Annotated in this window: 32 protein-coding genes; 1 reads left to right on the top strand and 31 read right to left on the bottom strand. The window is 67.4% G+C overall.

All coding sequences use genetic code 11. The annotated features are described in order from the left end of the window. Window positions 1-35: 35 nt before the first annotated feature. From glmM to H5J26_RS09125, 4 genes are all read right to left on the bottom strand, one after another. Window positions 36-1,394, bottom strand: coding sequence for a phosphoglucosamine mutase (glmM, locus tag H5J26_RS09140; protein WP_181765241.1), 1,359 nt, complete (start codon window positions 1,392-1,394; stop codon window positions 36-38). A 395-nt stretch (window positions 1,395-1,789) separates the two neighbouring features. Then, the gene (gene rpsI, locus H5J26_RS09135; protein WP_181765240.1) at window positions 1,790-2,293 is read right to left on the bottom strand and encodes a 30S ribosomal protein S9; all 504 of its coding nucleotides are present in this window, start codon (window positions 2,291-2,293) and stop codon (window positions 1,790-1,792) included. A 42-nt stretch (window positions 2,294-2,335) separates the two neighbouring features. Further along, the gene (gene rplM, locus H5J26_RS09130) at window positions 2,336-2,779 is read right to left on the bottom strand and encodes a 50S ribosomal protein L13 (protein ID WP_181765239.1); all 444 of its coding nucleotides are present in this window, start codon (window positions 2,777-2,779) and stop codon (window positions 2,336-2,338) included. 429 nt (window positions 2,780-3,208) lie between these two features. After that, the gene (locus H5J26_RS09125; RefSeq protein WP_181765238.1) at window positions 3,209-4,885 is read right to left on the bottom strand and encodes an ABC-F family ATP-binding cassette domain-containing protein; all 1,677 of its coding nucleotides are present in this window, start codon (window positions 4,883-4,885) and stop codon (window positions 3,209-3,211) included. A gap of 54 nt (window positions 4,886-4,939) precedes the next feature. Here H5J26_RS09125 and H5J26_RS09120 point away from each other — a divergent pair, with 54 nt between their 5' ends. Further along, window positions 4,940-5,788: a hypothetical protein gene (locus H5J26_RS09120; protein WP_181765237.1), complete on the top strand. Its 849-nt coding sequence runs from the start codon at window positions 4,940-4,942 to the stop codon at window positions 5,786-5,788. Between the two features lie 48 nt (window positions 5,789-5,836). On the opposite strand, the gene truA is transcribed toward H5J26_RS09120, so the two are convergent. The 27 genes from truA to rpsS all read right to left on the bottom strand — a co-directional run bounded on the left by truA (window position 5,837) and on the right by rpsS (window position 21,032). Then, complete coding sequence (gene truA, locus H5J26_RS09115; protein WP_181765236.1) at window positions 5,837-6,712, bottom strand: tRNA pseudouridine(38-40) synthase TruA; 876 nt, start codon at window positions 6,710-6,712, stop codon at window positions 5,837-5,839. 79 nt (window positions 6,713-6,791) lie between these two features. Then, window positions 6,792-7,367, bottom strand: a complete 576-nt coding sequence (gene rplQ / locus H5J26_RS09110) for a 50S ribosomal protein L17 (RefSeq protein WP_181765235.1) — start codon at window positions 7,365-7,367, stop codon at window positions 6,792-6,794. A 149-nt stretch (window positions 7,368-7,516) separates the two neighbouring features. Further along, window positions 7,517-8,539, bottom strand: a complete 1,023-nt coding sequence (locus H5J26_RS09105) for a DNA-directed RNA polymerase subunit alpha (protein ID WP_181765234.1) — start codon at window positions 8,537-8,539, stop codon at window positions 7,517-7,519. A 105-nt stretch (window positions 8,540-8,644) separates the two neighbouring features. After that, complete coding sequence (gene rpsD, locus H5J26_RS09100) at window positions 8,645-9,271, bottom strand: 30S ribosomal protein S4 (protein WP_181765233.1); 627 nt, start codon at window positions 9,269-9,271, stop codon at window positions 8,645-8,647. 26 nt (window positions 9,272-9,297) lie between these two features. Next, window positions 9,298-9,702: a 30S ribosomal protein S11 gene (gene rpsK / locus H5J26_RS09095; protein WP_028433270.1), complete on the bottom strand. Its 405-nt coding sequence runs from the start codon at window positions 9,700-9,702 to the stop codon at window positions 9,298-9,300. A 66-nt stretch (window positions 9,703-9,768) separates the two neighbouring features. After that, window positions 9,769-10,149: a 30S ribosomal protein S13 gene (rpsM, locus tag H5J26_RS09090; protein ID WP_181765232.1), complete on the bottom strand. Its 381-nt coding sequence runs from the start codon at window positions 10,147-10,149 to the stop codon at window positions 9,769-9,771. Between the two features lie 208 nt (window positions 10,150-10,357). Continuing rightward, window positions 10,358-10,471, bottom strand: coding sequence for a 50S ribosomal protein L36 (rpmJ, locus tag H5J26_RS09085; protein WP_003956441.1), 114 nt, complete (start codon window positions 10,469-10,471; stop codon window positions 10,358-10,360). A gap of 63 nt (window positions 10,472-10,534) precedes the next feature. Next, on the bottom strand, window positions 10,535-10,756 hold the full coding sequence (infA, locus tag H5J26_RS09080; protein ID WP_003948620.1) for a translation initiation factor IF-1: 222 nt from the start codon (window positions 10,754-10,756) through the stop codon (window positions 10,535-10,537). 218 nt (window positions 10,757-10,974) lie between these two features. Further along, window positions 10,975-11,811 (bottom strand): type I methionyl aminopeptidase, encoded by an 837-nt coding sequence (gene map, locus H5J26_RS09075; protein ID WP_181765231.1) that lies wholly within the window; start codon window positions 11,809-11,811, stop codon window positions 10,975-10,977. Between the two features lie 161 nt (window positions 11,812-11,972). Next, a complete protein-coding gene (locus H5J26_RS09070; protein ID WP_181765230.1) occupies window positions 11,973-12,641 on the bottom strand; it encodes an adenylate kinase in 669 nt (222 codons plus the stop codon). After that, window positions 12,641-13,954, bottom strand: coding sequence for a preprotein translocase subunit SecY (gene secY, locus H5J26_RS09065; protein ID WP_181765229.1), 1,314 nt, complete (start codon window positions 13,952-13,954; stop codon window positions 12,641-12,643). The genes H5J26_RS09070 and secY overlap by 1 nt, the downstream gene beginning before the upstream one ends. A gap of 158 nt (window positions 13,955-14,112) precedes the next feature. After that, complete coding sequence (rplO, locus tag H5J26_RS09060; RefSeq protein WP_181765228.1) at window positions 14,113-14,577, bottom strand: 50S ribosomal protein L15; 465 nt, start codon at window positions 14,575-14,577, stop codon at window positions 14,113-14,115. Between the two features lies 1 nt (window position 14,578). Further along, window positions 14,579-14,761: a 50S ribosomal protein L30 gene (rpmD, locus tag H5J26_RS09055; protein WP_055485892.1), complete on the bottom strand. Its 183-nt coding sequence runs from the start codon at window positions 14,759-14,761 to the stop codon at window positions 14,579-14,581. Next, window positions 14,761-15,363 (bottom strand): 30S ribosomal protein S5, encoded by a 603-nt coding sequence (gene rpsE, locus H5J26_RS09050; protein ID WP_055485893.1) that lies wholly within the window; start codon window positions 15,361-15,363, stop codon window positions 14,761-14,763. The genes rpmD and rpsE overlap by 1 nt, the downstream gene beginning before the upstream one ends. A gap of 44 nt (window positions 15,364-15,407) precedes the next feature. Further along, window positions 15,408-15,788, bottom strand: a complete 381-nt coding sequence (rplR, locus tag H5J26_RS09045; RefSeq protein ID WP_181765227.1) for a 50S ribosomal protein L18 — start codon at window positions 15,786-15,788, stop codon at window positions 15,408-15,410. A 2-nt stretch (window positions 15,789-15,790) separates the two neighbouring features. Further along, window positions 15,791-16,330 (bottom strand): 50S ribosomal protein L6, encoded by a 540-nt coding sequence (gene rplF, locus H5J26_RS09040; protein WP_181765226.1) that lies wholly within the window; start codon window positions 16,328-16,330, stop codon window positions 15,791-15,793. Between the two features lie 23 nt (window positions 16,331-16,353). Beyond that, the gene (gene rpsH / locus H5J26_RS09035) at window positions 16,354-16,752 is read right to left on the bottom strand and encodes a 30S ribosomal protein S8 (protein WP_181765225.1); all 399 of its coding nucleotides are present in this window, start codon (window positions 16,750-16,752) and stop codon (window positions 16,354-16,356) included. Window positions 16,753-17,014: 262 nt separating this feature from the next. Continuing rightward, the gene (locus tag H5J26_RS09030) at window positions 17,015-17,200 is read right to left on the bottom strand and encodes a type Z 30S ribosomal protein S14 (protein WP_028433259.1); all 186 of its coding nucleotides are present in this window, start codon (window positions 17,198-17,200) and stop codon (window positions 17,015-17,017) included. Window positions 17,201-17,202: 2 nt separating this feature from the next. Beyond that, complete coding sequence (gene rplE, locus H5J26_RS09025; protein ID WP_181765224.1) at window positions 17,203-17,763, bottom strand: 50S ribosomal protein L5; 561 nt, start codon at window positions 17,761-17,763, stop codon at window positions 17,203-17,205. Next, the gene (gene rplX, locus H5J26_RS09020) at window positions 17,763-18,086 is read right to left on the bottom strand and encodes a 50S ribosomal protein L24 (RefSeq protein ID WP_181765223.1); all 324 of its coding nucleotides are present in this window, start codon (window positions 18,084-18,086) and stop codon (window positions 17,763-17,765) included. Before rplX ends, rplE begins: the two co-directional genes overlap by 1 nt. A gap of 3 nt (window positions 18,087-18,089) precedes the next feature. Then, window positions 18,090-18,458 (bottom strand): 50S ribosomal protein L14, encoded by a 369-nt coding sequence (rplN, locus tag H5J26_RS09015; RefSeq protein WP_016473418.1) that lies wholly within the window; start codon window positions 18,456-18,458, stop codon window positions 18,090-18,092. Between the two features lie 130 nt (window positions 18,459-18,588). After that, window positions 18,589-18,873: a 30S ribosomal protein S17 gene (gene rpsQ / locus H5J26_RS09010; protein ID WP_181765222.1), complete on the bottom strand. Its 285-nt coding sequence runs from the start codon at window positions 18,871-18,873 to the stop codon at window positions 18,589-18,591. Beyond that, complete coding sequence (rpmC, locus tag H5J26_RS09005) at window positions 18,873-19,097, bottom strand: 50S ribosomal protein L29 (protein WP_028433254.1); 225 nt, start codon at window positions 19,095-19,097, stop codon at window positions 18,873-18,875. The genes rpsQ and rpmC overlap by 1 nt, the downstream gene beginning before the upstream one ends. Beyond that, window positions 19,097-19,516 (bottom strand): 50S ribosomal protein L16, encoded by a 420-nt coding sequence (gene rplP / locus H5J26_RS09000; RefSeq protein ID WP_181765221.1) that lies wholly within the window; start codon window positions 19,514-19,516, stop codon window positions 19,097-19,099. Before rplP ends, rpmC begins: the two co-directional genes overlap by 1 nt. A gap of 4 nt (window positions 19,517-19,520) precedes the next feature. Further along, complete coding sequence (rpsC, locus tag H5J26_RS08995; protein WP_181765220.1) at window positions 19,521-20,360, bottom strand: 30S ribosomal protein S3; 840 nt, start codon at window positions 20,358-20,360, stop codon at window positions 19,521-19,523. Continuing rightward, the gene (gene rplV / locus H5J26_RS08990; protein ID WP_181765219.1) at window positions 20,360-20,707 is read right to left on the bottom strand and encodes a 50S ribosomal protein L22; all 348 of its coding nucleotides are present in this window, start codon (window positions 20,705-20,707) and stop codon (window positions 20,360-20,362) included. The genes rpsC and rplV overlap by 1 nt, the downstream gene beginning before the upstream one ends. A gap of 43 nt (window positions 20,708-20,750) precedes the next feature. Then, window positions 20,751-21,032: a 30S ribosomal protein S19 gene (gene rpsS / locus H5J26_RS08985; protein WP_181765218.1), complete on the bottom strand. Its 282-nt coding sequence runs from the start codon at window positions 21,030-21,032 to the stop codon at window positions 20,751-20,753. Window positions 21,033-21,046: the final 14 nt, after the last annotated feature.

Below are 21,046 nucleotides of genomic sequence, written 5' to 3'. Positions count from 1 at the left end.
GGGCCGGCGGCGTGCCGGCGCCCCGTCGGACGCCGTCAGCCCAGCGAACTCTTGACCACGTCGGCCAGGCGCCCGGCCACGGCCTCGGCCTGCTCGCTGTCGGCGGCCTCCACCATCACCCGGACCAGCGGTTCGGTGCCGGAGGAGCGCAGCAGCACCCTGCCGGTCTCGCCCAGTTCGCGCTCGGCGTCGGCGACGGCGGCGGCCAGGTCGGCCGACGTCTCCACGCGGCTCTTGTCCACGTCCCGCACGTTGATCAGCACCTGCGGCAGCCGCTCCATCACGCTCACGAGCTCGGAGAGCGGCTTGCCCGTGTCGGCGACGCGGGCCGCGAGCATCAGCCCGGTCAGCGTGCCGTCGCCGGTGGTGGCGTGGTCGAGGGCGATGACGTGCCCGGACTGCTCGCCGCCCAGCGCGTACCCGCCCCGCTTCATCTCCTCCAGCACGTACCGGTCGCCGACCGCCGACTGCAGGAGCTCGACGCCCTCGCGTGCCATGGCCAGCTTGAAGCCGAGGTTCGACATGACGGTGGCCACCACGGTGTCCTTGCGCAGACGGCCGGCGTCCTTCATCGCGATCGCCAGTACGGCCAGGATCTGGTCGCCGTCGATCGCCTCACCCTGCGCGTCCACTGCCAGGCATCGGTCCGCGTCGCCGTCGTGGGCGACGCCGAAGTCCGCCTCGTGTTCGAGAACGGCCGTCCGCAGGCCTTCGAGGTGGGTCGAGCCGCAGCCCTCGTTGATGTTCAGCCCGTCGGGGTCGGTGCCGAGGGTGACCACCTCGGCACCGGCGCGCGCGAAGGCCTCGGGCGAGACGCGGGCGGCGGCGCCGTGCGCCCCGTCGATGACGATCTTCAGCCCGTCCAGACGGTTCGGCAGCACGCCCACGAGATGGGCCACGTAGTTGTCGAAGCCCTCGTCGTAGTCGCGTACGCGGCCGACTCCGGCGCCCGTCGGCCTCGCCCAGGGCTGTCCGGCGGCGTGATCGCGGTACAGCGACTCGATGCGGTCCTCCAGCTCGTCGGCGAGCTTGTGGCCGCCCTGCGCGAAGAACTTGATGCCGTTGTCGGGCATCGGGTTGTGGCTGGCCGAGAGCATCACGCCGAGATCCGCACCGAGGGACCCCGTCAGATACGCGACGGCGGGAGTGGGCAGCACGCCCACCCGCAGCACGTCGACCCCGGCACTGGCGAGGCCCGCCACCACGGCTGCCTCGAGGAACTCCCCGGAAGCACGCGGGTCCCGTCCGACCACGGCCACCGGCCGGTGTCCCTCGAACGAGCCCACCTCGGCGAGCACATGCGCCGCCGAGACCGACAGCCCGAGCGCGAGCTCGGCCGTGAGGCCCTGATTGGCGACGCCGCGCACACCGTCCGTACCGAAGAGTCGTCCCACTTGTGGTTCCTCCGAGTCCGAATCCGATTCCAGTACGAGCACCGGGGCGAGGGCGGGGCCCCGGGCCCGAACACCGACTGCGTACAGGTCGTATACGAGGCGGGTACGAGCCGGTGGCCCGACGGGCCCGGACGGCCTCGGCCCGCCCGGTCCCTGCAAGGTATCCGCCGCGCGCCCGTCTCCCGCGCTCCCTCAAGCCGGGGCGCGCCCGCGCCGGACACCGTTCACCCCACGTGCCCGTGGTGAAGCGTTGTATACCGAGCGTCCCGTACGACGCGACAGCGGGTCCATGCCCTCGCCGTCATAGACGAACGCCCCGGGGGCACGGTTTCGTACCCCCGGGGCGGTTCGCATCGCTGTTGCGAGCGAATGAGCTGTGCAGCTGGTGCAGCGCGTCAGCGCTTGCTGTACTGCGTGCCCTTACGAGCCTTCTTCAGACCGGCCTTCTTGCGCTCGACGGCGCGAGCGTCACGGGTCAGGAAGCCGGCCTTCTTGAGCGGGCTGCGGTTGTTGTCCACGTCCGCCTCGTTCAGCGCACGGGCCACGCCCAGGCGCAGCGCGCCCGCCTGGCCCGAGATGCCGCCGCCGTTGATGCGGGCGACGATGTCGTAGCGGTCGTCGAGTTCGAGCACCTTGAAGGGCTCGTTGACTTCCTGCTGGTGCACCTTGTTGGGGAAGTAACCCTCAAGGGTGCGACCGTTGATCTTCCACTTGCCGCTGCCCGGAACGATACGGACGCGGGCGACGGCGTTCTTGCGGCGGCCGGTGCCGGCAGCCGGCTGCGGGTCGCCGAAGCGGGATGCCAGGGACTCGGAGGTGAACTCCTCCGGAGCCTCGGGGGTCTCGGTCGTGTACTCCTCGACGCCCTCGACGGGGGTCTCAGCAGTGGTCTCGGCCACGATTCTCCTCAACTTCTCTCTGTCTGCTGGGTGTGGCCGGACTTACTGCGCGACCTGGCTGATCTCGTACGGCACGGGCTGCTGGGCGGCGTGCGGGTGCTGGTCACCCGCGTAGACCTTCAGCTTCGAGAGCATCTGACGGCCCAGCGTGTTCTTCGGGAGCATGCCCTTGACGGCCTTCTCGACGGCCTTCGCGGGGTTCTTCTCCAGCAGCTCGTCATAGCGGACGGCCCGCAGACCACCCGGGTAACCGGAGTGGCGGTAGGCCATCTTCTGGATCCGCTTGTTGCCGGACAGGTGCACCTTGTCGGCGTTGATGATGACGACGAAGTCACCGGTGTCGACGTGAGGCGCGTACACCGGCTTGTGCTTGCCCCGGAGAAGGGTGGCGGCCTGGGTGGCCAGACGGCCCAGGACAACGTCCTGCGCGTCGATGACGTGCCACTGGCGCTGGACATCGCCGGGCTTGGGGCTGTACGTACGCACGGTCTTAGCCTTCGCTTCTAGGTGGGGTCTCCCCGACCCCGCTAAGGGCCAGGGGACGGGTCTCCCGACCCCGAAGGATCAGGGAGAAAGGTCCTGACAAAGGCCACCTGGCAGATCACGACAGCCTTGAACGCACTACGGTGACGCGGGCCGCTTGTGCTGATCGCTGGTCATCGACCGAGGGGCCGGGTGCAAGGCCCTCCCACGTGAGAATGAGCAAGCCAATACACACAACGAACCGGGAGCTTACCGGTGCGCACCCGTACGGGTCAAAGCGGGCCGTGCACACCGGGTGACCGGGATTCGACCGCTGCTGCGGCGGGCCCTCCCACTCCCCCGGCGACACTGGAGCGCACCGCTCGGAACATGCCGTCACACGTCCTCATCCGAGCTAACGCGCTTCCCAACTGCCTGCCCGGACACGCCTCATCAGCTGCGCCTCGTCCGCCCCTCACGGCTCCCCCGGGGCCCTTCGGCCCCGTGAGGTCCCCACACCGGCTCCGGCGTCTCCCGTACGACACCGTCCGCGCCGAAGACCAGGAAGCGGTCGAAGGACCGCGCGAACCAGCGGTCGTGAGTCACCGCCAGCACCGTCCCCTCGTACGCCTCCAGCCCTTCCTGCAACGCCTCGGCCGATTCCAGGTCCAGGTTGTCCGTCGGCTCGTCCAGCAACAGTGCGGTCGTGCCGGCCAGCTCCAGCAGCAGGATCTGGAAGCGGGCCTGCTGGCCCCCGGAGAGCCGGTCGAAGGGCTGCTCGGCCTGCCCAGTCATCTCGTAGCGCCGAAGCGCTGACATCGCCGCGCCCCGGTCCTTGGCGTGCTCGGTCCACAGGACGTCCAGCAGGGTGCGTCCGGCGAGTTCGGGGTGGGCGTGCGTCTGGGCGAAGTGACCGGGGACGACGCGGGCGCCGAGCTTCCACGTGCCCGTGTGGGCCACCGAGTCGCCGTCCGGCCCGTCGGCCAGCAGCCGCAGGAAGTGGGACTTGCCGGAACCGTTCGAGCCGAGAACCGCGACCCGCTCCCCGTAGAAGATCTCCAGGCTGAACGGCTTCATCAGGCCCGTGAGTTCAAGCTCTTCGCAGGTCACAGCGCGCACGCCCGTACGGCCGCCGCGCAGCCGCATCGTGATCCGCTGCTCCCGCGGCGGCTCCGGAGGCGGGCCTGCCTCTTCGAACTTCCGCAGGCGGGTCCTCGCCGCCTGGTAGCGCGACGCCATCTCGTGGCTCCGCGCCGCGTACTGCTGGAGATCCCGCACCAGCCGCTTCAGCTGCGCACGCCGCTCGTCCCATCGGCGGCGCAGCTCCTCGAAGCGCGCGAACCGCTCCCGCCTCGCCTTGTGATAGCTGCCGAACCCGGCGCCGTGCACCCACACGTCGCTCCCGGCCGGGCTCGGCTCCACACTGACGATCTTCTGCGCGGCGCTCGCCAGCAGTTCGCGGTCGTGCGAGATGAACAACACAGTCTTGCGGGTCTCGTTGAGACGCTCCTCCAGCCAGCGCTTGGCAGGGACGTCCAGGTAGTTGTCCGGCTCGTCCAGGAGCAGGACCTCGTCGTTGCCGCGCAGCAGCGACTCCAGTACGAGCCGCTTCTGTTCGCCGCCGGAGAGGGTGTTCAGCGTGCGCCACTGGGCCTTCTCGTACGGGATGCCGAGCGCGGCGGTCGTGCACTTGTCCCACAGGGTCTCGGCCTCGTACCCCTGCACCTCGGCCCAGTCGGCGAGAGCCTGGGCGTACCGGAGCTGGGTTGACTCCTCGTCCGAGGGCGCCTCCATGATCGCCAGCTCCGCGGCGTCGACGGCTTCCGCAGCCTTGCGGACGGCCGGCGGGGCCACCGACACCAGCAGGTCCCGCACGCTGCGCCGGTCGTCCTCGTCGGTGCCGACGCCGATGAACTGCGGCATCACGCCGAGTCCTCCCCCGACCGTCACCGAGCCGCCGTCCGGGCGCAGTTCACCGGTGATCAGGCGCAACAGCGTCGTCTTTCCGGCCCCGTTGGGACCGACGAGCGCGACGGAGGCCCCCTCACCCACTCGGAAGGAGGCGTCTGCCAGCAACGCCCGTCCGTCCGGCAGGTAGTAGTCCAGATGTGCGGCCTCGATGTGTCCCATGCCCCGGATTCTCGCGGTGGCATGACCCGGAAACCAACCGAATATGATGCGCCCATGAGCTTTGGGCAGGGTGGACCCGAATGGGGTCCGGGAGGTTCGACTCCCGACTGGGCAGCACTCGCCGAGCAGGCGGAACACAACCGGTCACGACGGCGCCGCTGGATGATCATCGGTGGGAGTGCGCTCGCCACCGTCGTCGTCGCCGGCATCGTCGCGATCGCGGTGGTCAACGAGGGCGCCGGCGGGGGCAGCGCGTCCGACAAGCCGTCGGACAGCTTGCCCACCCCCGAGGACCTTCCCTCCAGCACCGCCGGCCAGCCGGAACCGACGTTCAAGGACGAGCCGCCGCCCCCGCCGCCGCCCCGCGACTTCGTCTCGGACACCAAGCGCGACACGGCCCCGCTCAGCATCGCCACGCTCTACCCGAACAAGTCCGTCACCATCAACGGCCGCCCGTACAAGCGCGCCGCCACCGACACCAGCAAGGGCTGCACGGACGCCGCACACGCCGGTCTCGGCCCGGTGCTCAGCAAGAACGACTGCGACCGCCTCTTCCGGGCGACCTACACCCGCGGTGGGCTCGCGGTGACCGTGGGAATAGCGGTCTTCGACGACGCCAGGACCGCGTCCGCCGTGAAGAAGCAGTACAAGCCGAATCTGGTCGCTCTGAAGGGCAACGGCGTCCCGGACTTCTGCCGCACCGTCACCTGCCGCACGACGGCCAACTCCTATGGCCGCTATGCCTACTTCACCATCTCCGGGCGCACCAACGGCAAGCCGTCCACCGCGGCGGACAAGAGCGCGGAGCAGGCGGGCCGCGACGGCTCGACGTACGCGTACGCCCGCATCCTGCAACGCGGCAAGGACCAGGCTGCGAAGGCTGTGGGCGCCTCGCCCGAGTAATCCGGCACCAGGGCAGGGCAGTTGTCCGGTACGCCGGGAGAGGGCCGCTCAGCAGCAGCCCGCGCCTGCTCCCGCCGCGGGGAGCGAACGCCTGCTGCGTGCAGCCGAGTTGCGCGCTGCGAGTTCCTCGTCAGCCGGATAGCCCACCTCTTCGAGGGTCAGTCCGTGCGGCCGTACGACATGCACCGCCGAGTCGCGGACGCGGCCCGCCAGCACCTGGCCGGGCCATGCCGGCGGCCGGTGCCCGTCACCGACGAACAGCATCGCGCCGACCAGCGCACGCACCATGTTGTGGCAGAAGGCGTCCGCCTTCACGGTCGCCTCCAGCACACCGTCGGCGTGCCGCTCCCAGCGCAGCCGCTGCAGCGTACGGATCGTCGTCGCGCCCTCCCGCTTCTTGCAGTAGGCGGCGAAGTCGTGCTCCCCCAGCAGCCCTTCGGCTGCCTCGTTCATGGCGTCGGCGTCCAACGGCCAGTTGTGCCACAGCACGTGTCCGCGCAGCAGCGGGTCCACACCGCCGGGATGGTCGCTCACGCGGTACGAGTAGCGCCTCCAGATCGCTGAGAAGCGTGCGTTGAAATGCGCCGGCGCGGCCTCGGCCCGCCACACCCGTACGTCCATCGGCAGCCGCCCCGCGAGGCGCCTGCGCAGCTGTTCGCCGTGTTCGGCCCAGATCTGCTCCGGCAGGTCGACGTGCGCGACCTGGCCTCGCGCATGCACTCCGGCGTCGGTCCGGCCGGCGACCGTCAACTCGACCGGTGCGAGCGGGTCCTGGCCGAGCCGCAGTACGACACGGAGCGCGTCCTCCAGCTCCTCCTGCACGGTCCGCCGCCCGCGCTGCCTGGCCCAGCCGGAGAAGTCCTTGCCGTCATAGCTCAGGTCGAGCCTCACCCGCACCTTGCCGGGCTCCACCAGGTCCGTCACTCAGCGATCCTCTCCGGGTGAGAACGAACAGGCCCGCTCCCCGGAGGGAACGGGCCAGTTCACGAGCTCTTCGAGCGCGTCAGGCGTCCTTGGACTCCTCAGCCGCGGCCTCGTCGCCCTTGGCGTCATCCGCGTCGGCCTTGGCGTCGTCCGCCTTGGCCTCGGCGTCGTCGGCCTTGGTCTCCTTCTTGGCCTTGGCGGTCTTCTTCGCACCCGCGGCAGCCTTGCCACCGGAAGCGTCCTTGGCGGTCCGCTTGGTGGCGGCCTCGGCCTCACCGACAGCCTGCTGCTGCACGGTCAGGGCCTCGACCAGCTCGATGACGGCCATGGGAGCGTTGTCGCCACGACGGTTACCGATCTTGGTGATGCGGGTGTAGCCACCAGGCCGGTTCTCGTAGCGCGGGCCGATCTCGGTGAAGAGGGTGTGGACCACGCTCTTGTCCTTGACCGTGCGCATGACCTGACGACGGTTGTGGAGGTCGCCCGCCTTCGCCTTGGTGATCAGGCGCTCCGCGACGGGACGCAGCCGACGGGCACGCGTCTCGGTGGTGGTGATGCGCCCGTACTCGAAAAGGTTGGTGGCGAGGTTCGCCAGCATGGCCTTCTGGTGCGAGGCGCTGCCGCCCATGCGGGCACCCTTGGTGGGCTTCGGCATCGTGCTTCTCCTTCGTTGTCCCTGCACCGGCCGTATCAGGTACCGGTGGCAGTTCCGGCCGTATCAGGTACCGGAGGGTGTCCCGGCCGGGGGTGTTCCCGGCCAGAGCCGGGGGTGTGCGGCCGCGGACGGCCGCACACCCCGACGGATCAGTACTGCTCGGTCTCCACGAACCCGGCGTCCGTGTCGTCGTCCGCGCCGAAGGCGTCGGCGGCGGCCGTCGGGTCGAATCCGGGCGGGCTGTCCTTCAGGGCAAGGCCCATGCCGGCCAGCTTCGCCTTGACCTCGTCGATCGACTTCGCACCGAAGTTGCGGATGTCGAGCAGGTCCGCCTCGGAACGCGCCACGAGCTCGCCCACGGAGTGGATGCCCTCGCGCTTGAGGCAGTTGTACGAACGGACGGTGAGCTCCAGCTCCTCGATCGGCAGCGCCAGATCGGCGGCGAGCGCCGCGTCCGTCGGCGACGGGCCCATGTCGATGCCCTCGGCGTCGACGTTGAGCTCACGCGCCAGGCCGAAGAGCTCGACCAGGGTCTTGCCGGCCGAGGCCATGGCGTCGCGGGGACGCATGGCCTGCTTGGTCTCGACGTCGACGATCAGCTTGTCGAAGTCGGTGCGCTGCTCGACACGGGTCGCCTCGACCTTGTAGGTGACCTTGAGCACCGGGGAGTAGATGGAGTCGACCGGGATGCGCCCGATCTCCTGGCCCATCTGCTTGTTCTGCACGGCGGAGACGTAGCCGCGACCGCGCTCGACGGTCAGCTCCATCTCCAGCTTCCCCTTGCCGTTGAGCGTGGCGAGGATCAGGTCGGGGTTGTGCACCTCGACACCGGCCGGCGGCGCGATGTCCGCCGCGGTGACCAGACCGGGGCCCTGCTTGCGCAGGTACATCACGACCGGCTCGTCGTGCTCGGAGGAGACGACGAGGCTCTTGATGTTGAGGATGAGGTCGGTGACGTCCTCCTTGACGCCCGGCACGGTCGTGAACTCGTGCAGGACACCGTCGATCCGGATGCTGGTGACAGCAGCGCCGGGGATCGAGGAGAGGAGCGTGCGACGCAGGGAGTTACCGAGGGTGTATCCGAAACCCGGCTCCAGCGGCTCGATCACGAACCGTGAGCGGAATTCGTCGACGACCTCTTCGGTCAGGGACGGGCGCTGAGCGATCAGCATGGGGTTATGCCTCCAGTCTTCGGCAACCGCTATTTGATGCCGTACTGACAGGGTACGGGTGGCACAGCTCGTTTGAGCGCCGTACCACCCGACCCTTTCGACCTGCTACTTCGAGTAGAGCTCGACGATCAGCTGCTCCTGCACCTGGGTGTCGATCACCTGGCGCTCGGGCAGCGAGTGGACGAGGATCCGCAGCTTCGACGGGATGGACTCCAGCCAGGCCGGAACCGTCTTCTCGCCGGCCTCCGCAGCTGCCACCTGGAAAGGCGTCAGGTTACGGGAGGCCTCGCGGACCTCGACGATGTCACTCACGGACACACGAGCCGACGGGATGTCGTTCTTGCGGCCGTTGATGGTGATGTGCCCGTGCTTCACCAGCTGACGGGCGTGGTCGCGGGACTTGGCGAAGCCGGCCCGGTAGACCACGTTGTCCAGACGGGTCTCGAGGATCCGCAGCAGGTTCTCACCAGTCTTGCCCTGCTGACGGTTGGCCTCGTTGAAATACCCGCGGAACTGCTTCTCCAGGACGCCGTAGATACGAGCTGCCTTCTGCTTCTCACGCTTCTGCAGCAGGTACTCGGAGTCCTTGGTGCGCCCGCGACCGTGCTCACCCGGGGGGTAAGGACGGATCTCGATCGGGCACTTCGCGCTCTCGCACTTGCTCCCCTTGAGGAAGAGCTTCTGCTTCTCCCGACGGCAGCGCCTGCAGTCGGCCCCGGTGTAACGCGCCATTGTCTTAGATCTCCTGTTTCAGCCGGTCAGACTCGGCGACGCTTGGGCGGGCGGCAGCCGTTGTGCGGGGTCGGGGTCACGTCCTGGATCGAGCCGACCTCGAGGCCGGTGGCCTGGAGGGAACGGATCGCGGTCTCACGACCGGAGCCGGGGCCCTTGACGAAGACATCGACCTTGCGCATGCCGTGCTCCTGCGCGCGGCGTGCGGCGTTCTCAGCAGCCATCTGCGCCGCGAACGGCGTCGACTTCCGCGAGCCCTTGAAGCCGACGTGGCCGGCGGAGGCCCAGGAGATCACGTTGCCGGTGGGGTCGGTGATCGAAACGATGGTGTTGTTGAACGTGCTCTTGATGTGAGCGTGCCCGGCGGGGACGTTCTTCTTGTCCTTGCGGCGCACCTTCTTGGCGCCGGCCGTACGGCCCTTCGGAGGCATATGGATTTACTCCTGTGGAGGTCGTCGGTCCTGCACACGGACCGCTTGCAGCGTGTCCCGTGCGGACTACTTCTTGCCCGGCTTCTTCTTGCCGGCGATCGCGCGACGCGGGCCCTTGCGGGTGCGGGCGTTGGTCTTGGTGCGCTGACCGTGGACCGGGAGACCGCGGCGGTGCCGCAGGCCCTCGTAGCAGCCGATCTCGACCTTGCGGCGGATGTCGGCCTGGACCTCACGGCGGAGGTCACCCTCCACCTGGAGGTTGTTGTCCACGTAGTCGCGGATCTTGATGAGGTCTTCCTCAGCGAGATCCCGCACTCGGGTGTCCGGGTTGATGCCGGTCTCACCCAGGGTCCGCTGGGCAAGGGTACGACCGATGCCGAAGACGTAGGTGAGGGCGACCTCGACGCGCTTCTCGCGCGGGAGGTCGACGCCTGCGAGGCGTGCCATTCCTGTGGCTCCTGTTTGCTTGGGAGGTCTGCCGCAGCACCGTCCCCTGTCGTACGAAGTCGTACGGGCAGGGTCCCCGGCCTCCGACCGAGGGTGTCGTCCCCACCGACAAGATTTCCAAGGCGGGGGGTCGGGCGTCTGCGTATGTACTTGTCGCTTGCGTCGCGCGAAGAGTGCGAGTGGTGCGAAGGCTATGGCCTGAGGTGCGTCAGCCCTGGCGCTGCTTGTGGCGCAGGTTGTCGCAGATGACCATGACCCGGCCGTGGCGGCGGATCACCTTGCACTTGTCGCAGATCTTCTTGACGCTCGGCTTGACCTTCATGAATGAGGTTCTCCGGGTCAGGCCGCGGCCCTGTCGAGCAGGACAACGGCTCGATCTGTCGTGCTACTTGTAGCGGTAGACGATCCGCCCGCGGGTCAGGTCGTAGGGAGAGAGCTCCACCACGACCCGGTCGTCGGGAAGGATACGGATGTAGTGCATCCGCATCTTGCCGCTGATGTGCGCGAGAACCTGGTGCCCGTTTTGAAGCTCCACCTTGAACATCGCATTCGGCAGAGATTCGACGACAGTGCCCTCGATCTCGATGGCCCCTTGTTTTTTGGCCATGCTCTAGCGCTTCACCTTCCGGGATCGGCTACCTGGGGTGATCCCGGGCATACGAAGACTCCGGGACCGACGAGCCAGTCTACGACACGGTTCCCGCAAAGACGAATTCGGGTAGTCTCCCCGGTTGGCAAGATCGTTATGCCCCTCGGGTCGAAGTCCGGGCGGAAGCGTACGGCCCGCGCCGGCCCGTTGACGGGACGGCGCCTCGGTGACGCTGATCAGCCGAGCGGGTCCGGCGCAGCCGTGACACCCAGCTGTTCCAGCTTGGCCTTGCCGCCGTCGGGGGCGGTCAGCACAAGTGGGCCGTCCTCGGTGAGCGCCACCGAGTGCTCCCAGTGGCTCGACCAGGTGCCGTCGTCCGTCTTGACCGTCCAGTCGTCGGAGAGCACGTGCGTCTTGGGCGTGCCCAGGGTCACCATCGGCTCGATGGCCAGACACATGCCGGGCACCAGCTTGGGGCCGCGGCCGCGACGGCGGTCCACGTAGTTCAGCAGGTGCGGGTCCATGTGCATCTGGGAGCCGATGCCGTGCCCGCCGTAGTCCTCGACGATGCCGTACGAACCGGAGGCCGGACGCGGCTGACGGCGGATGTAGCCCTCGATCGCCCGCGAGACGTCCACCAGGCGGTTGCCCTTGCGCATGGCGGCGATGCCCGCCCACATGGACTCCTCGGTGACCCGGCTCAGCTCGTGCAGCTCGGGGGCGTGCCCCTCCCCCACGAACACGGTCAGCGCGGCGTCCCCGTGCCAGCCGTCGATGATCGCGCCGGCGTCGATGGAGAGCAGGTCGCCCTCCTTGAGCACGGTCTCCTTGTCGGGGATGCCGTGCACGACGATGTCGTTGACCGAGGTGCAGATGTTGCCGGGGAACCCGCCGTAGCCGAGGAAGTTCGGCTTGGCGCCGTGATCGGCGAGCACCTTCGCGGCGACCTCGTCGAGATCCTTGGTGCTGGCTCCGGGGACCGCGGCGGCACTGCATGCCTCATGCATCGCGGCGACCACCAGCCCCGCTTCGCGCATCTTCGCGATCTGCTCCGGGGTCTTGATCTCCACCATGCGACGGTGCCTTCCTGTGTCGGTCCTGGGGTCTTGGATCTTGGGGCCGGCCGGGGTGCGAACCCCTGCTTCACTCAGTGTGCCGTACAGCCAAGCGGTCGCGGCCCCCCGAGCGGGGTGCCGCGACCGCAGGCGAAGCTGTACTCAATCGACGGGCCTTGTTACTCGGCGACCGAGTCGTTCTGCTGCTGCAGGGCTCCCATCGCGCGCTCGGTCACCTCGCCGACCTTGCCTAGCGCGGAGATGGTCGTGACCAGGTCCTGCCGCTTGTAGTGGTCGATGATCGGCTCGGTCTCGCTGTGGTAGACCGCGAGCCGCTTGCGCACGGTCTCCTCGCGGTCGTCGTCGCGCTGGTAGAGCTCGCCGCCGCACACGTCGCACACGCCGTCCTTCTTGGGCGGGCTGTACTCGGCGTGGAAGACGTGACTGCTGTCGCTGCGGCAGATGCGACGGCCCGCGATCCGCTTGACGACCTCTTCCTCCGGGACCTCCAGGTCCAGCACGGCGTCCAGCTTCTCGTCGCGCTCCTCGAGGATGCTGTCCAGCGCCTCCGCCTGCGCGATGTTCCGGGGGAATCCGTCGAGCAGGAAGCCGTTGACCGCGTCGGCCTCAGCCATCCTGTCCTTCGCCATGCCGATCGTGATCTCGTCGGGGACGAGCTGGCCTGCGCGCATGTACTCCTGCGCCTGCCGCCCGAGCTCCGTGCCCTGGCTGATGTTGGCGCGGAAGATGTCGCCCGTCGAGATATGCGGGATCGACAGCTTCTCGGCGAGGAACGCGGCCTGCGTTCCCTTACCCGCGCCAGGCGGCCCGACGAGGACGATACGCATCAGCGGAGGAACCCTTCGTAATTGCGCTGCTGAAGCTGGCTCTCGATCTGCTTCACGGTCTCGAGACCGACGCCCACGATGATCAGAATGCTCGTCCCGCCGAACGGGAAGTTCTGCTGGGCGCCGAACGCGATCAGCGCGACGGTCGGCACCAGGGCGATCAGCCCGAGGTACATCGCACCGGGCCATGTGATGCGGTTCAGCACATAGCTCAGGTACTCCGCGGTGGGGCGACCCGCCCGGATGCCCGGGATGAAGCCACCATACTTCTTCATGTTGTCGGCAACTTCTTCGGGGTTGAAGGAGATCGCGACGTAGAAGAAGGCGAAGAAAACGATCAACACGAAGTACGTGACGATGTAAATCGGGTGGTCACCCTTGACGAAGTGCGACTGGATCCACTCCGCCCAGCCTGACTGGGACCCGCTGAACTGAACGATCAGCGCCGGAATGTAGAGCAGCGACGACGCGAAGATGACCGGAATCACACCGGCCTGATTGACCTTCAGCGGAATGTACGTGGACGTGCCGCCGTAACTGCGGCGCCCGATCATCCGCTTCGCGTACTGCACGGGAATGCGGCGCTGCGCCTGCTCGACGAGAACCACGAGCGCCACCATCGCCAGACCGCTCAGGATGACCGCCCCGAACTCGATCCAGCCGTCGGCCAGTTTGCCCTGCTTCTTGATGGCCCACAGCGCGCCGGGGAAGCCGGCGGCGATCGAGACGAACATCAGGATCGACATGCCGTTGCCGATGCCCTTGTCGGTGATCAGCTCACCGAGCCACATGATGAACGCCGTACCCGCGGTCATGCAGATGACCATGACGGCCGTGGTGAAGATCGACTGGTCCGGGACGATCTGGTCGCGGACCTGGCACTGCGGGAAAAGGGTGCCACTGCGTGCGGTGGCGACGAGACCGGTCGCCTGGAGAATCGCGAGAGCAACTGTGAGATAACGCGTGTACTGAGTGATCTTGCCCTGGCCGGCCTGGCCCTCCTTCTTCAGGGCCTCCAGCCGGGGGATGACCACGACCAGCAGCTGAAGGATGATGCTGGCTGTGATGTACGGCATGATGCCGAGCGCGAAAATGGTCAACTGCAGCAGTGCGCCACCGCTGAACATGTTGACCAGCCCGAAGAGGCCCGAACTCCCCTGGGCCTCCTTCATGCACTGGTTGACGTTCTCAAAGCTGACGCCCGGTACGGGAACGTGCTGCCCCAGTCGGAAGAGCACCATGATGCCGAGCGTGAACAACAGCTTCTTTCGCAGGTCGGGCGTCTGAAACGCCCGGGCGAACGCGGTGAGCACGGTGCCTCCTGCGCCCCCCGCGTCTGTCGCGAGAGGTGACGGTCTTGGGGTCGACAGATACCAACAGTGCCCGCCACCTTACCGGGGACGGTGCCCGCCGTGGAACGACGGACCGGGGACGCCCCGTTGGGGCATCCCCGGCCAGTCAGTCAACGAACTCAGTCGAGCTCGGTGACGGTGCCGCCAGCAGCGGTGATCTTCTCCTTGGCGGAGCCGGAGACCTTGTTGACGGTCACCGTCAGAGCCGCGGAGATCTCGCCGGTGCCGAGCACCTTGACGAGCTCGTTCTTGCGAACTGCGCCCTTGGCGACCAGATCGGCCACCGTGACCTCTCCACCCTTGGGGTAGAGCTCGGCCAGCTTGTCCAGGTTCACGACCTGGAACTGCTTGTGGGCGGGGTTCCGGAAGCCCCTGAGCTTGGGCAGCCGCATGTGCAGCGGCATCTGCCCACCCTCGAAGTTCTCCGGCACCTGGTAACGGGCCTTGGTGCCCTTCGTGCCACGTCCGGCGGTCTTGCCCTTGGACGCCTCACCACGACCCACGCGGGTCTTGGCGGTCTTGGCGCCCGGAGCCGGCCGGAGGTTGTGGACCTTCAGCGGGTTGCTCGCCGAAGACTCAGCCATCTCAGTCCACCTCCTCGACTGTGATCAGGTGCCGCACGGTGTGCACCATGCCGCGCACCTCGGGACGGTCCTCGCGTACGGACACATCGCGAACACGCTTGAGACCGAGGGTCCGCAGCGTGTCCCGGTGGTTCTGCTTCGTACCGATGACGGAACGGGTCTGCGTGATCTTCAGGCGAGCCATTACGCACTCACCCCGGCACGCGCCCGCAGCAGAGCAGCGGGTGCCACGTCCTCGAGCGGCAGGCCACGGCGGGCGGCGATCTCCTCGGGACGCTGAAGCCCCTGCAGAGCCGCACGCGTGGCGTGCACGATGTTGATCGGGTTCGAGGAACCGAGCGACTTGCTGAGCACGTCGTGGATGCCCGCGCACTCCAGCACGGCACGCACCGGGCCACCGGCGATCACACCGGTACCGGGCGAAGCCGGCTTGAGAAGCACGACGCCCGCGGCTTCCTCACCCTGGATCGGGTGCGGAATGGTGCCCTGGATGCGGGGGACCTTGAAGAAGTGCTTCTTGGCCTCCTCAACACCCTTGGCGATGGCGGCCGGCACCTCCTTGGCCTTGCCGTATCCGACACCCACGGTGCCGTCACCGTCGCCCACCACGACCAGCGCGGTGAAGCTGAAGCGACGACCACCCTTGACTACCTTGGCCACGCGGTTGATCGCGACAACGCGCTCAACGTACGCGGTCTTCTCGGCGGCGGCGCCGCCGTCCCGGCCCTTGCGGTCCCGACGCTCGCCGCCACCGGCGCCGCCACCGCGGCGCTGGGGTCCAGCCATTGGAATTACCTCTCTCGTTTACGTCCGCTGCGTAGGAACCGCACTCAGAACTTGAGCCCGGCCTCACGGGCGGCGTCAGCCAGAGCGGCAATCCGCCCTGCGTACTTGTTGCCGCCACGGTCGAACACGACGGCCTCCACACCCGCGGCCTTCGCACGCTCGGCGACCAGTGCGCCGACCTGCTTGGCCTGCGCGCTCTTGTCGCCGTCACCACGGACCGACGAGTCGAGCGACGACGCCGAGGCGAGGGTGTGGCCAGCCAGGTCGTCCACGACCTGGGCGACCATGTGACGGTTCGAGCGCGTCACCACAAGACGAGGACGAACGGGCGTGCCCGAGACCTTCTTGCGGATGCGGATGTGACGGCGCTTGGCGGCGGCGCGCTTGTAGGCGTCGCCCTTAGCGATCTTCACGCCGTATGCCATGGCTACTTACCAGCCTTTCCGACCTTGCGGCGGATGGTCTCGCCCGCGTACTTGACGCCCTTGGCCTTGTACGGGTCCGGGCGGCGCAGCTTACGGATGTTGGCGGCGACCTCGCCGACCTTCTGCTTGTCGATGCCCTCGACCGAGAACTTGGTCGGCGACTCGACCTTGAACGAGATGCCTTCCGGCGCCTCGATGAGGATCGGGTGGCTGTAGCCCAGCGAGAACTCCAGGTTGGAGCCCTTCGCCTGGACGCGGTAACCCACGCCGCTGATCTCGAGGTTCTTGCTGAACCCGTTGGTCACGCCAGTGATCATGTTCGCCACCAGCGTGCGGGACAGACCGTGCAGGGCCTTGTTCCGGCTCTCGTCGTTGGGGCGGGAGACGACAAGTGCGCCGTCCTCGCCCTTCCCGATCTCGATGGGCTCGACAACGGTGTGCGCGAGAGAACCCTTCGGCCCCTTCACCGCGACCGCCTGGCCATCGATGGTGACGTCCACACCGGCGGGAACCTGGATGGGGAGCTTGCCGATTCGCGACATTGCTTTACCTCCGTTCCCTTCCGTTACCAGACGTAGGCGAGGACTTCCCCGCCTACGCCCTTCTTCTGTGCCTGCTGACCGGTGAGGAGCCCGTGGGAGGTGGAGATGATCGCCACTCCCAGGCCGCCCAGCACCTTCGGCAGACCGGTGGACTTTGCGTAGACCCGAAGGCCCGGCTTCGAGATCCGCTTGATGCCGGCGATCGAACGCTCGCGGTTGGGGCCGAACTTCAGCTCGAGAACGAGGCTCTTGCCAACTGTGGCGTCCTCGGTCTGCCAGCCGGTGATGTAGCCCTCCTGCTGGAGGATCTCCGCGATGTGCGACTTGATCTTGCTGTGCGGCATCGCGACGGAGTCGTGGTACGCCGAGTTCGCGTTCCGCAGACGCGTAAGCATGTCTGCGATCGGATCGGTCATGGTCATGTGTTGGCCTTCGGCCTCTCTCGCCGGGGTTTCCTGTATGCGCCCTCCCTCTCCCCGTACTTCTCAGACGGGACGGGTGGGGTGCGGGGACCTACGGCGTAGTAAGACGGTCATGGACGTCGAGCGCCCAACCACACAAGCCTAAGCCATGTGCGGATGGACCCCCGACGGCCTTGATGCTCTTACCGAGAGCCCTGGTTGACCCAGAATCCTGTTGCCGGGATTCCGCCCTCGAAGGAGCGGTCCCGGGCGACGGGAAGGGTTACCAGGAGCTCTTGGTCACGCCCGGCAGCTCGCCGCGGTGCGCCATCTGACGAAGGCACACACGGCACAGGCCGAACTTGCGGTAGACGGAGTGCGGACGGCCGCAGCGCTGGCAGCGCGTGTACGCGCGGACAGCGAACTTCGGCTTGCGGCTGGCCTTGGAGATCAGAGCCTTCTTCGCCATGATCAGTTCTCCTTGAACGGGAATCCGAGGTGACGAAGCAGGGCACGCCCCTCGTCGTCGCTGGTCGCCGTGGTGACCACGGTGATGTCCATGCCCCGGACCCGGTCGATCTTGTCCTGGTCGATCTCGTGGAACATGACCTGCTCCGTGAGACCGAAGGTGTAGTTGCCCCGGCCGTCGAACTGCTTCTGCGACAGCCCGCGGAAGTCGCGGATGCGCGGCAGTGCGAGGGACAGCAGGCGGTCCAGGAACTCCCACATCCGGTCGCCACGCAGGGTCACGTGGGCACCGATCGGCTGGCCTTCACGCAGCTTGAACTGCGCGATGGACTTGCGGGCCTTGGTCACCGCCGGCTTCTGGCCGGTGATCGTGGCCAGATCGCGGATGGCGCCGTCCATCAACTTGGAGTCGCGGGCGGCGTCGCCCACACCCATGTTGACAACGATCTTGGTCAGACCGGGCACCTGCATGACGTTGTCGTACTTGAACTCGTCGTGCAGCTTGCCCTTGATCTCGGAGCGGTAGCGCTGCTTGAGGCGCGGTGCTTCTGTGGTGGCAGTCATCAGATGTCCTCACCGGTCCGCTTGGCAACGCGGATCTTGTTGCCGTCGTCATCGAAGCGGAACCCGACGCGAGAGACGACCTTCTTGCCGTCCTTCTCCACCACGAGCTGCACATTGCTCACGTGGACCGGAGCCTCGGTGGTCACGATCCCGCCCGTCTTGGAACCACGAGCGGTCTGGCCGGCCTTGGTGTGCTTCTTGACCCGGTTGACACCCTCGACCAGGACGCGGTCCTCGCGGGGGTAGGCCACGATGACCTTGCCCTGCTTGCCCTTGTCCTTACCGGTGATGACCTGAACCAGGTCGCCCTTCTTGATCTTCATCGGTTACAGCACCTCCGGCGCGAGCGAGATGATCTTCATGAACTTCTTCTCGCGCAGCTCTCGGCCGACAGGGCCGAAAATGCGGGTGCCGCGGGGGTCTCCGTCGTTCTTGAGGATGACCGCCGCGTTCTCGTCGAAGCGGATGTACGAGCCATCGGGCCGACGGCGCTCCTTGACGGTGCGCACGATGACGGCCTTGACGATGTCGCCCTTTTTCACGTTCCCGCCCGGGATCGCGTCCTTGACGGTAGCGACGATGACGTCACCGATGCCCGCGTAGCGCCGGCCCGAACCGCCGAGCACACGGATGGTGAGAATTTCCTTCGCACCCGTGTTGTCGGCGACGCGCAGCCGGGACTCCTGCTGGATCACGTCTATCTCCTGATCGTCTGCCGGTTCCCGGCAGGGTCACGCCCCGAGTGGGACGCGGCCCTGCCGAGCCTGGCGGAACTGTCCTGGGGGTCCCCAGGCTGTTTGCCTGCCAATTCCGGTACGGAACTGACTACTTCGCCTTCTCGAGGACCTCGACGATGCGCCAGCGCTTGGTCGCGGACAGCGGCCGGGTCTCCATGAGGAGGACACGGTCGCCGACCCCGGCGGCGTTCTGCTCGTCGTGAGCCTTGAGCTTGTTGGTACGGCGGATGACCTTGCCGTACAGCGCGTGCTTGACGCGGTCCTCGACGGCGACAACGACGGTCTTGTCCATCTTGTCGCTGACGACCAGACCCTCGCGGGTCTTGCGGAAGCCGCGCTCCTGCTTCGTCTCAGTCACATTCGTCTCGCTCATCAGGCGCTCTCCACCGTCTCGATGCCCAGCTCGCGCTCACGCATCAGGGTGTAGATCCGGGCGATGTCCTTACGCACGGCCTTGAGACGGCCGTGGTTCTCCAACTGCCCGGTCGCCGCCTGGAAGCGGAGGTTGAACAGTTCTTCCTTGGACTCGCGAAGCTTGCCGAGAAGCTCCTCGTCGCCCAGCTCACGCAGCTCGGAGGCCTTGGTCCCGGCCGCCATCACGACTCACCTGCCTCGCGCCGAACGATGCGGCACTTCATCGGAAGCTTGTGGGCGGCGCGGGTGAGCGCCTCCTTGGCAATCTTCTCGTTCGGGTAGGACAGCTCGAACATCACGCGTCCAGGCTTGACGTTCGCGATCCACCACTCCGGAGAACCCTTACCGGAACCCATGCGGGTCTCAGCGGGCTTCTTCGTCAGCGGACGGTCCGGGTAGATGTTGATCCAGACCTTGCCACCACGCTTGATGTGACGCGTCATGGAGATACGAGCTGCCTCGATCTGCCGGTTCGTCACGTACGCGGCGGTGACGGCCTGGATGCCGTACTCACCGAATGCGACCTCGGTGCCACCCTTGGCCATGCCCGAGCGCTTCGGGTGGTGCTGCTTACGGTGCTTGACCCTGCGCGGGATAAGCATGGCGTCAGCCCTCCTTCCCGGCAGCGCCGGGTTCTGCTGCCGCAGCGGCGGGGGTCACGGCCTCGGCCTTGGGGGCCTCGGCAGGAGCACCCTGCTGCTGGGGCTTGCGGCCGCGACCGCCACGCTCGCCACCACGACGGGGGCGCTCGTTGCCACCACCACCGCGCGACGGGCGGTTGCCCGCACGGGCGGCGGCGTTCTCGGCGCGGACCTCAGCGATGTTCTTGACGTCACCCTTGTAGATCCACACCTTCACGCCGATGCGGCCGAAGGTGGTCTTGGCCTCGAAGAAGCCGTAGTCGACGTTCGCCCGGAGGGTGTGCAGGGGCACGCGGCCCTCGCGGTAGAACTCCGAGCGGGACATCTCGGCGCCGCCGAGACGGCCGCCGCACTGGATCTTGATCCCCTTGGCCCCGGCCTTCATCGTCGTCTGCATGCTCTTACGCATGGCACGACGGAAGGAGACGCGGGAGGAGAGCTGCTCGGCGACGGCCTGAGCCACCAGCTGCGCATCCGTCTCGGGGTTCTTGACCTCGAGGATGTTGAACTGGATCTGCTTGCCGGTCAGCTTCTCCAGGTTGCCCCGAAGACGGTCGGCCTCCGCACCGCGGCGGCCGATGACGATGCCGGGACGTGCGGTGTGCACGTCGACCCGGACACGGTCACGGGTGCGCTCGATCTCCACCTTGGAGATGCCGGCCCGCTCCATGCCCTGAGTGAGCATCTTGCGGATCGCGACGTCTTCCTTGACGTAGTCCTTGTAGAGCTTGTCGGCGTACCAGCGCGACTTGAAGTCGGTGGTGATGCCGAGGCGGAACCCGTGCGGGTTTACCTTCTGGCCCATTACCGGGTTCCTTCCTTGCTGCTCACGACCACGGTGATGTGGCTCGTCCGCTTGCGGATCCGGTAGGCGCGGCCCTGGGCACGCGGCCGGAACCGCTTCAGGGTCGGGCCCTCGTCGACGTAGGCCTCAGAGATGATGAGGTTGTCGGCGTCCGTGTGGTCGTAGTTGTGGGCGGCGTTGGCGATTGCACTGTCCAGCACCTTGCCCACCGGCACGCTCGCGGCCTGCGGGGCGAAGCGCAGGACCGCCTGAGCCTCCGTGGCTGCCATGCCACGAACGAGGTCCACCACCCGGCGGGCCTTCATGGGCGTGACGCGCACATAGCGCGCTGAGGCCCTGGCTTCCATGGTTGTCCCTTCGGTGTCAGTCATAGTCTTCACACCCGGCCCATCAGCGACGACGCGACTTGCGGTCGTCCTTGACATGGCCGCGGAAGGTGCGGGTCGGCGCGAACTCGCCGAGCTTGTGGCCGACCATCGACTCGGTGACGAACACCGGGACGTGCTTGCGGCCGTCGTGCACCGCAATCGTGTGGCCGAGCATGGCCGGGACGATCATCGAGCGGCGGGACCAGGTCTTGATGACGTTCTTGGAACCCGCGTCGTTCTGTGCGTCCACCTTTTTGCTCAGGTGGTCGTCGACGAAGGGCCCCTTCTTGAGACTGCGCGGCATCTAAAACCCGCCTC

The sequence above is a fragment of the Streptomyces albidus (ex Kaewkla and Franco 2022) genome, assembly GCF_013870515.1.
In the GTDB taxonomy this organism is placed as follows: Bacteria; Actinomycetota; Actinomycetes; order Streptomycetales; family Streptomycetaceae; genus Streptomyces; species Streptomyces albidus.
The sequence above is the reverse complement of the archived record's forward strand: the minus strand, read 5'-3'. Positions and strand labels throughout refer to the sequence as shown.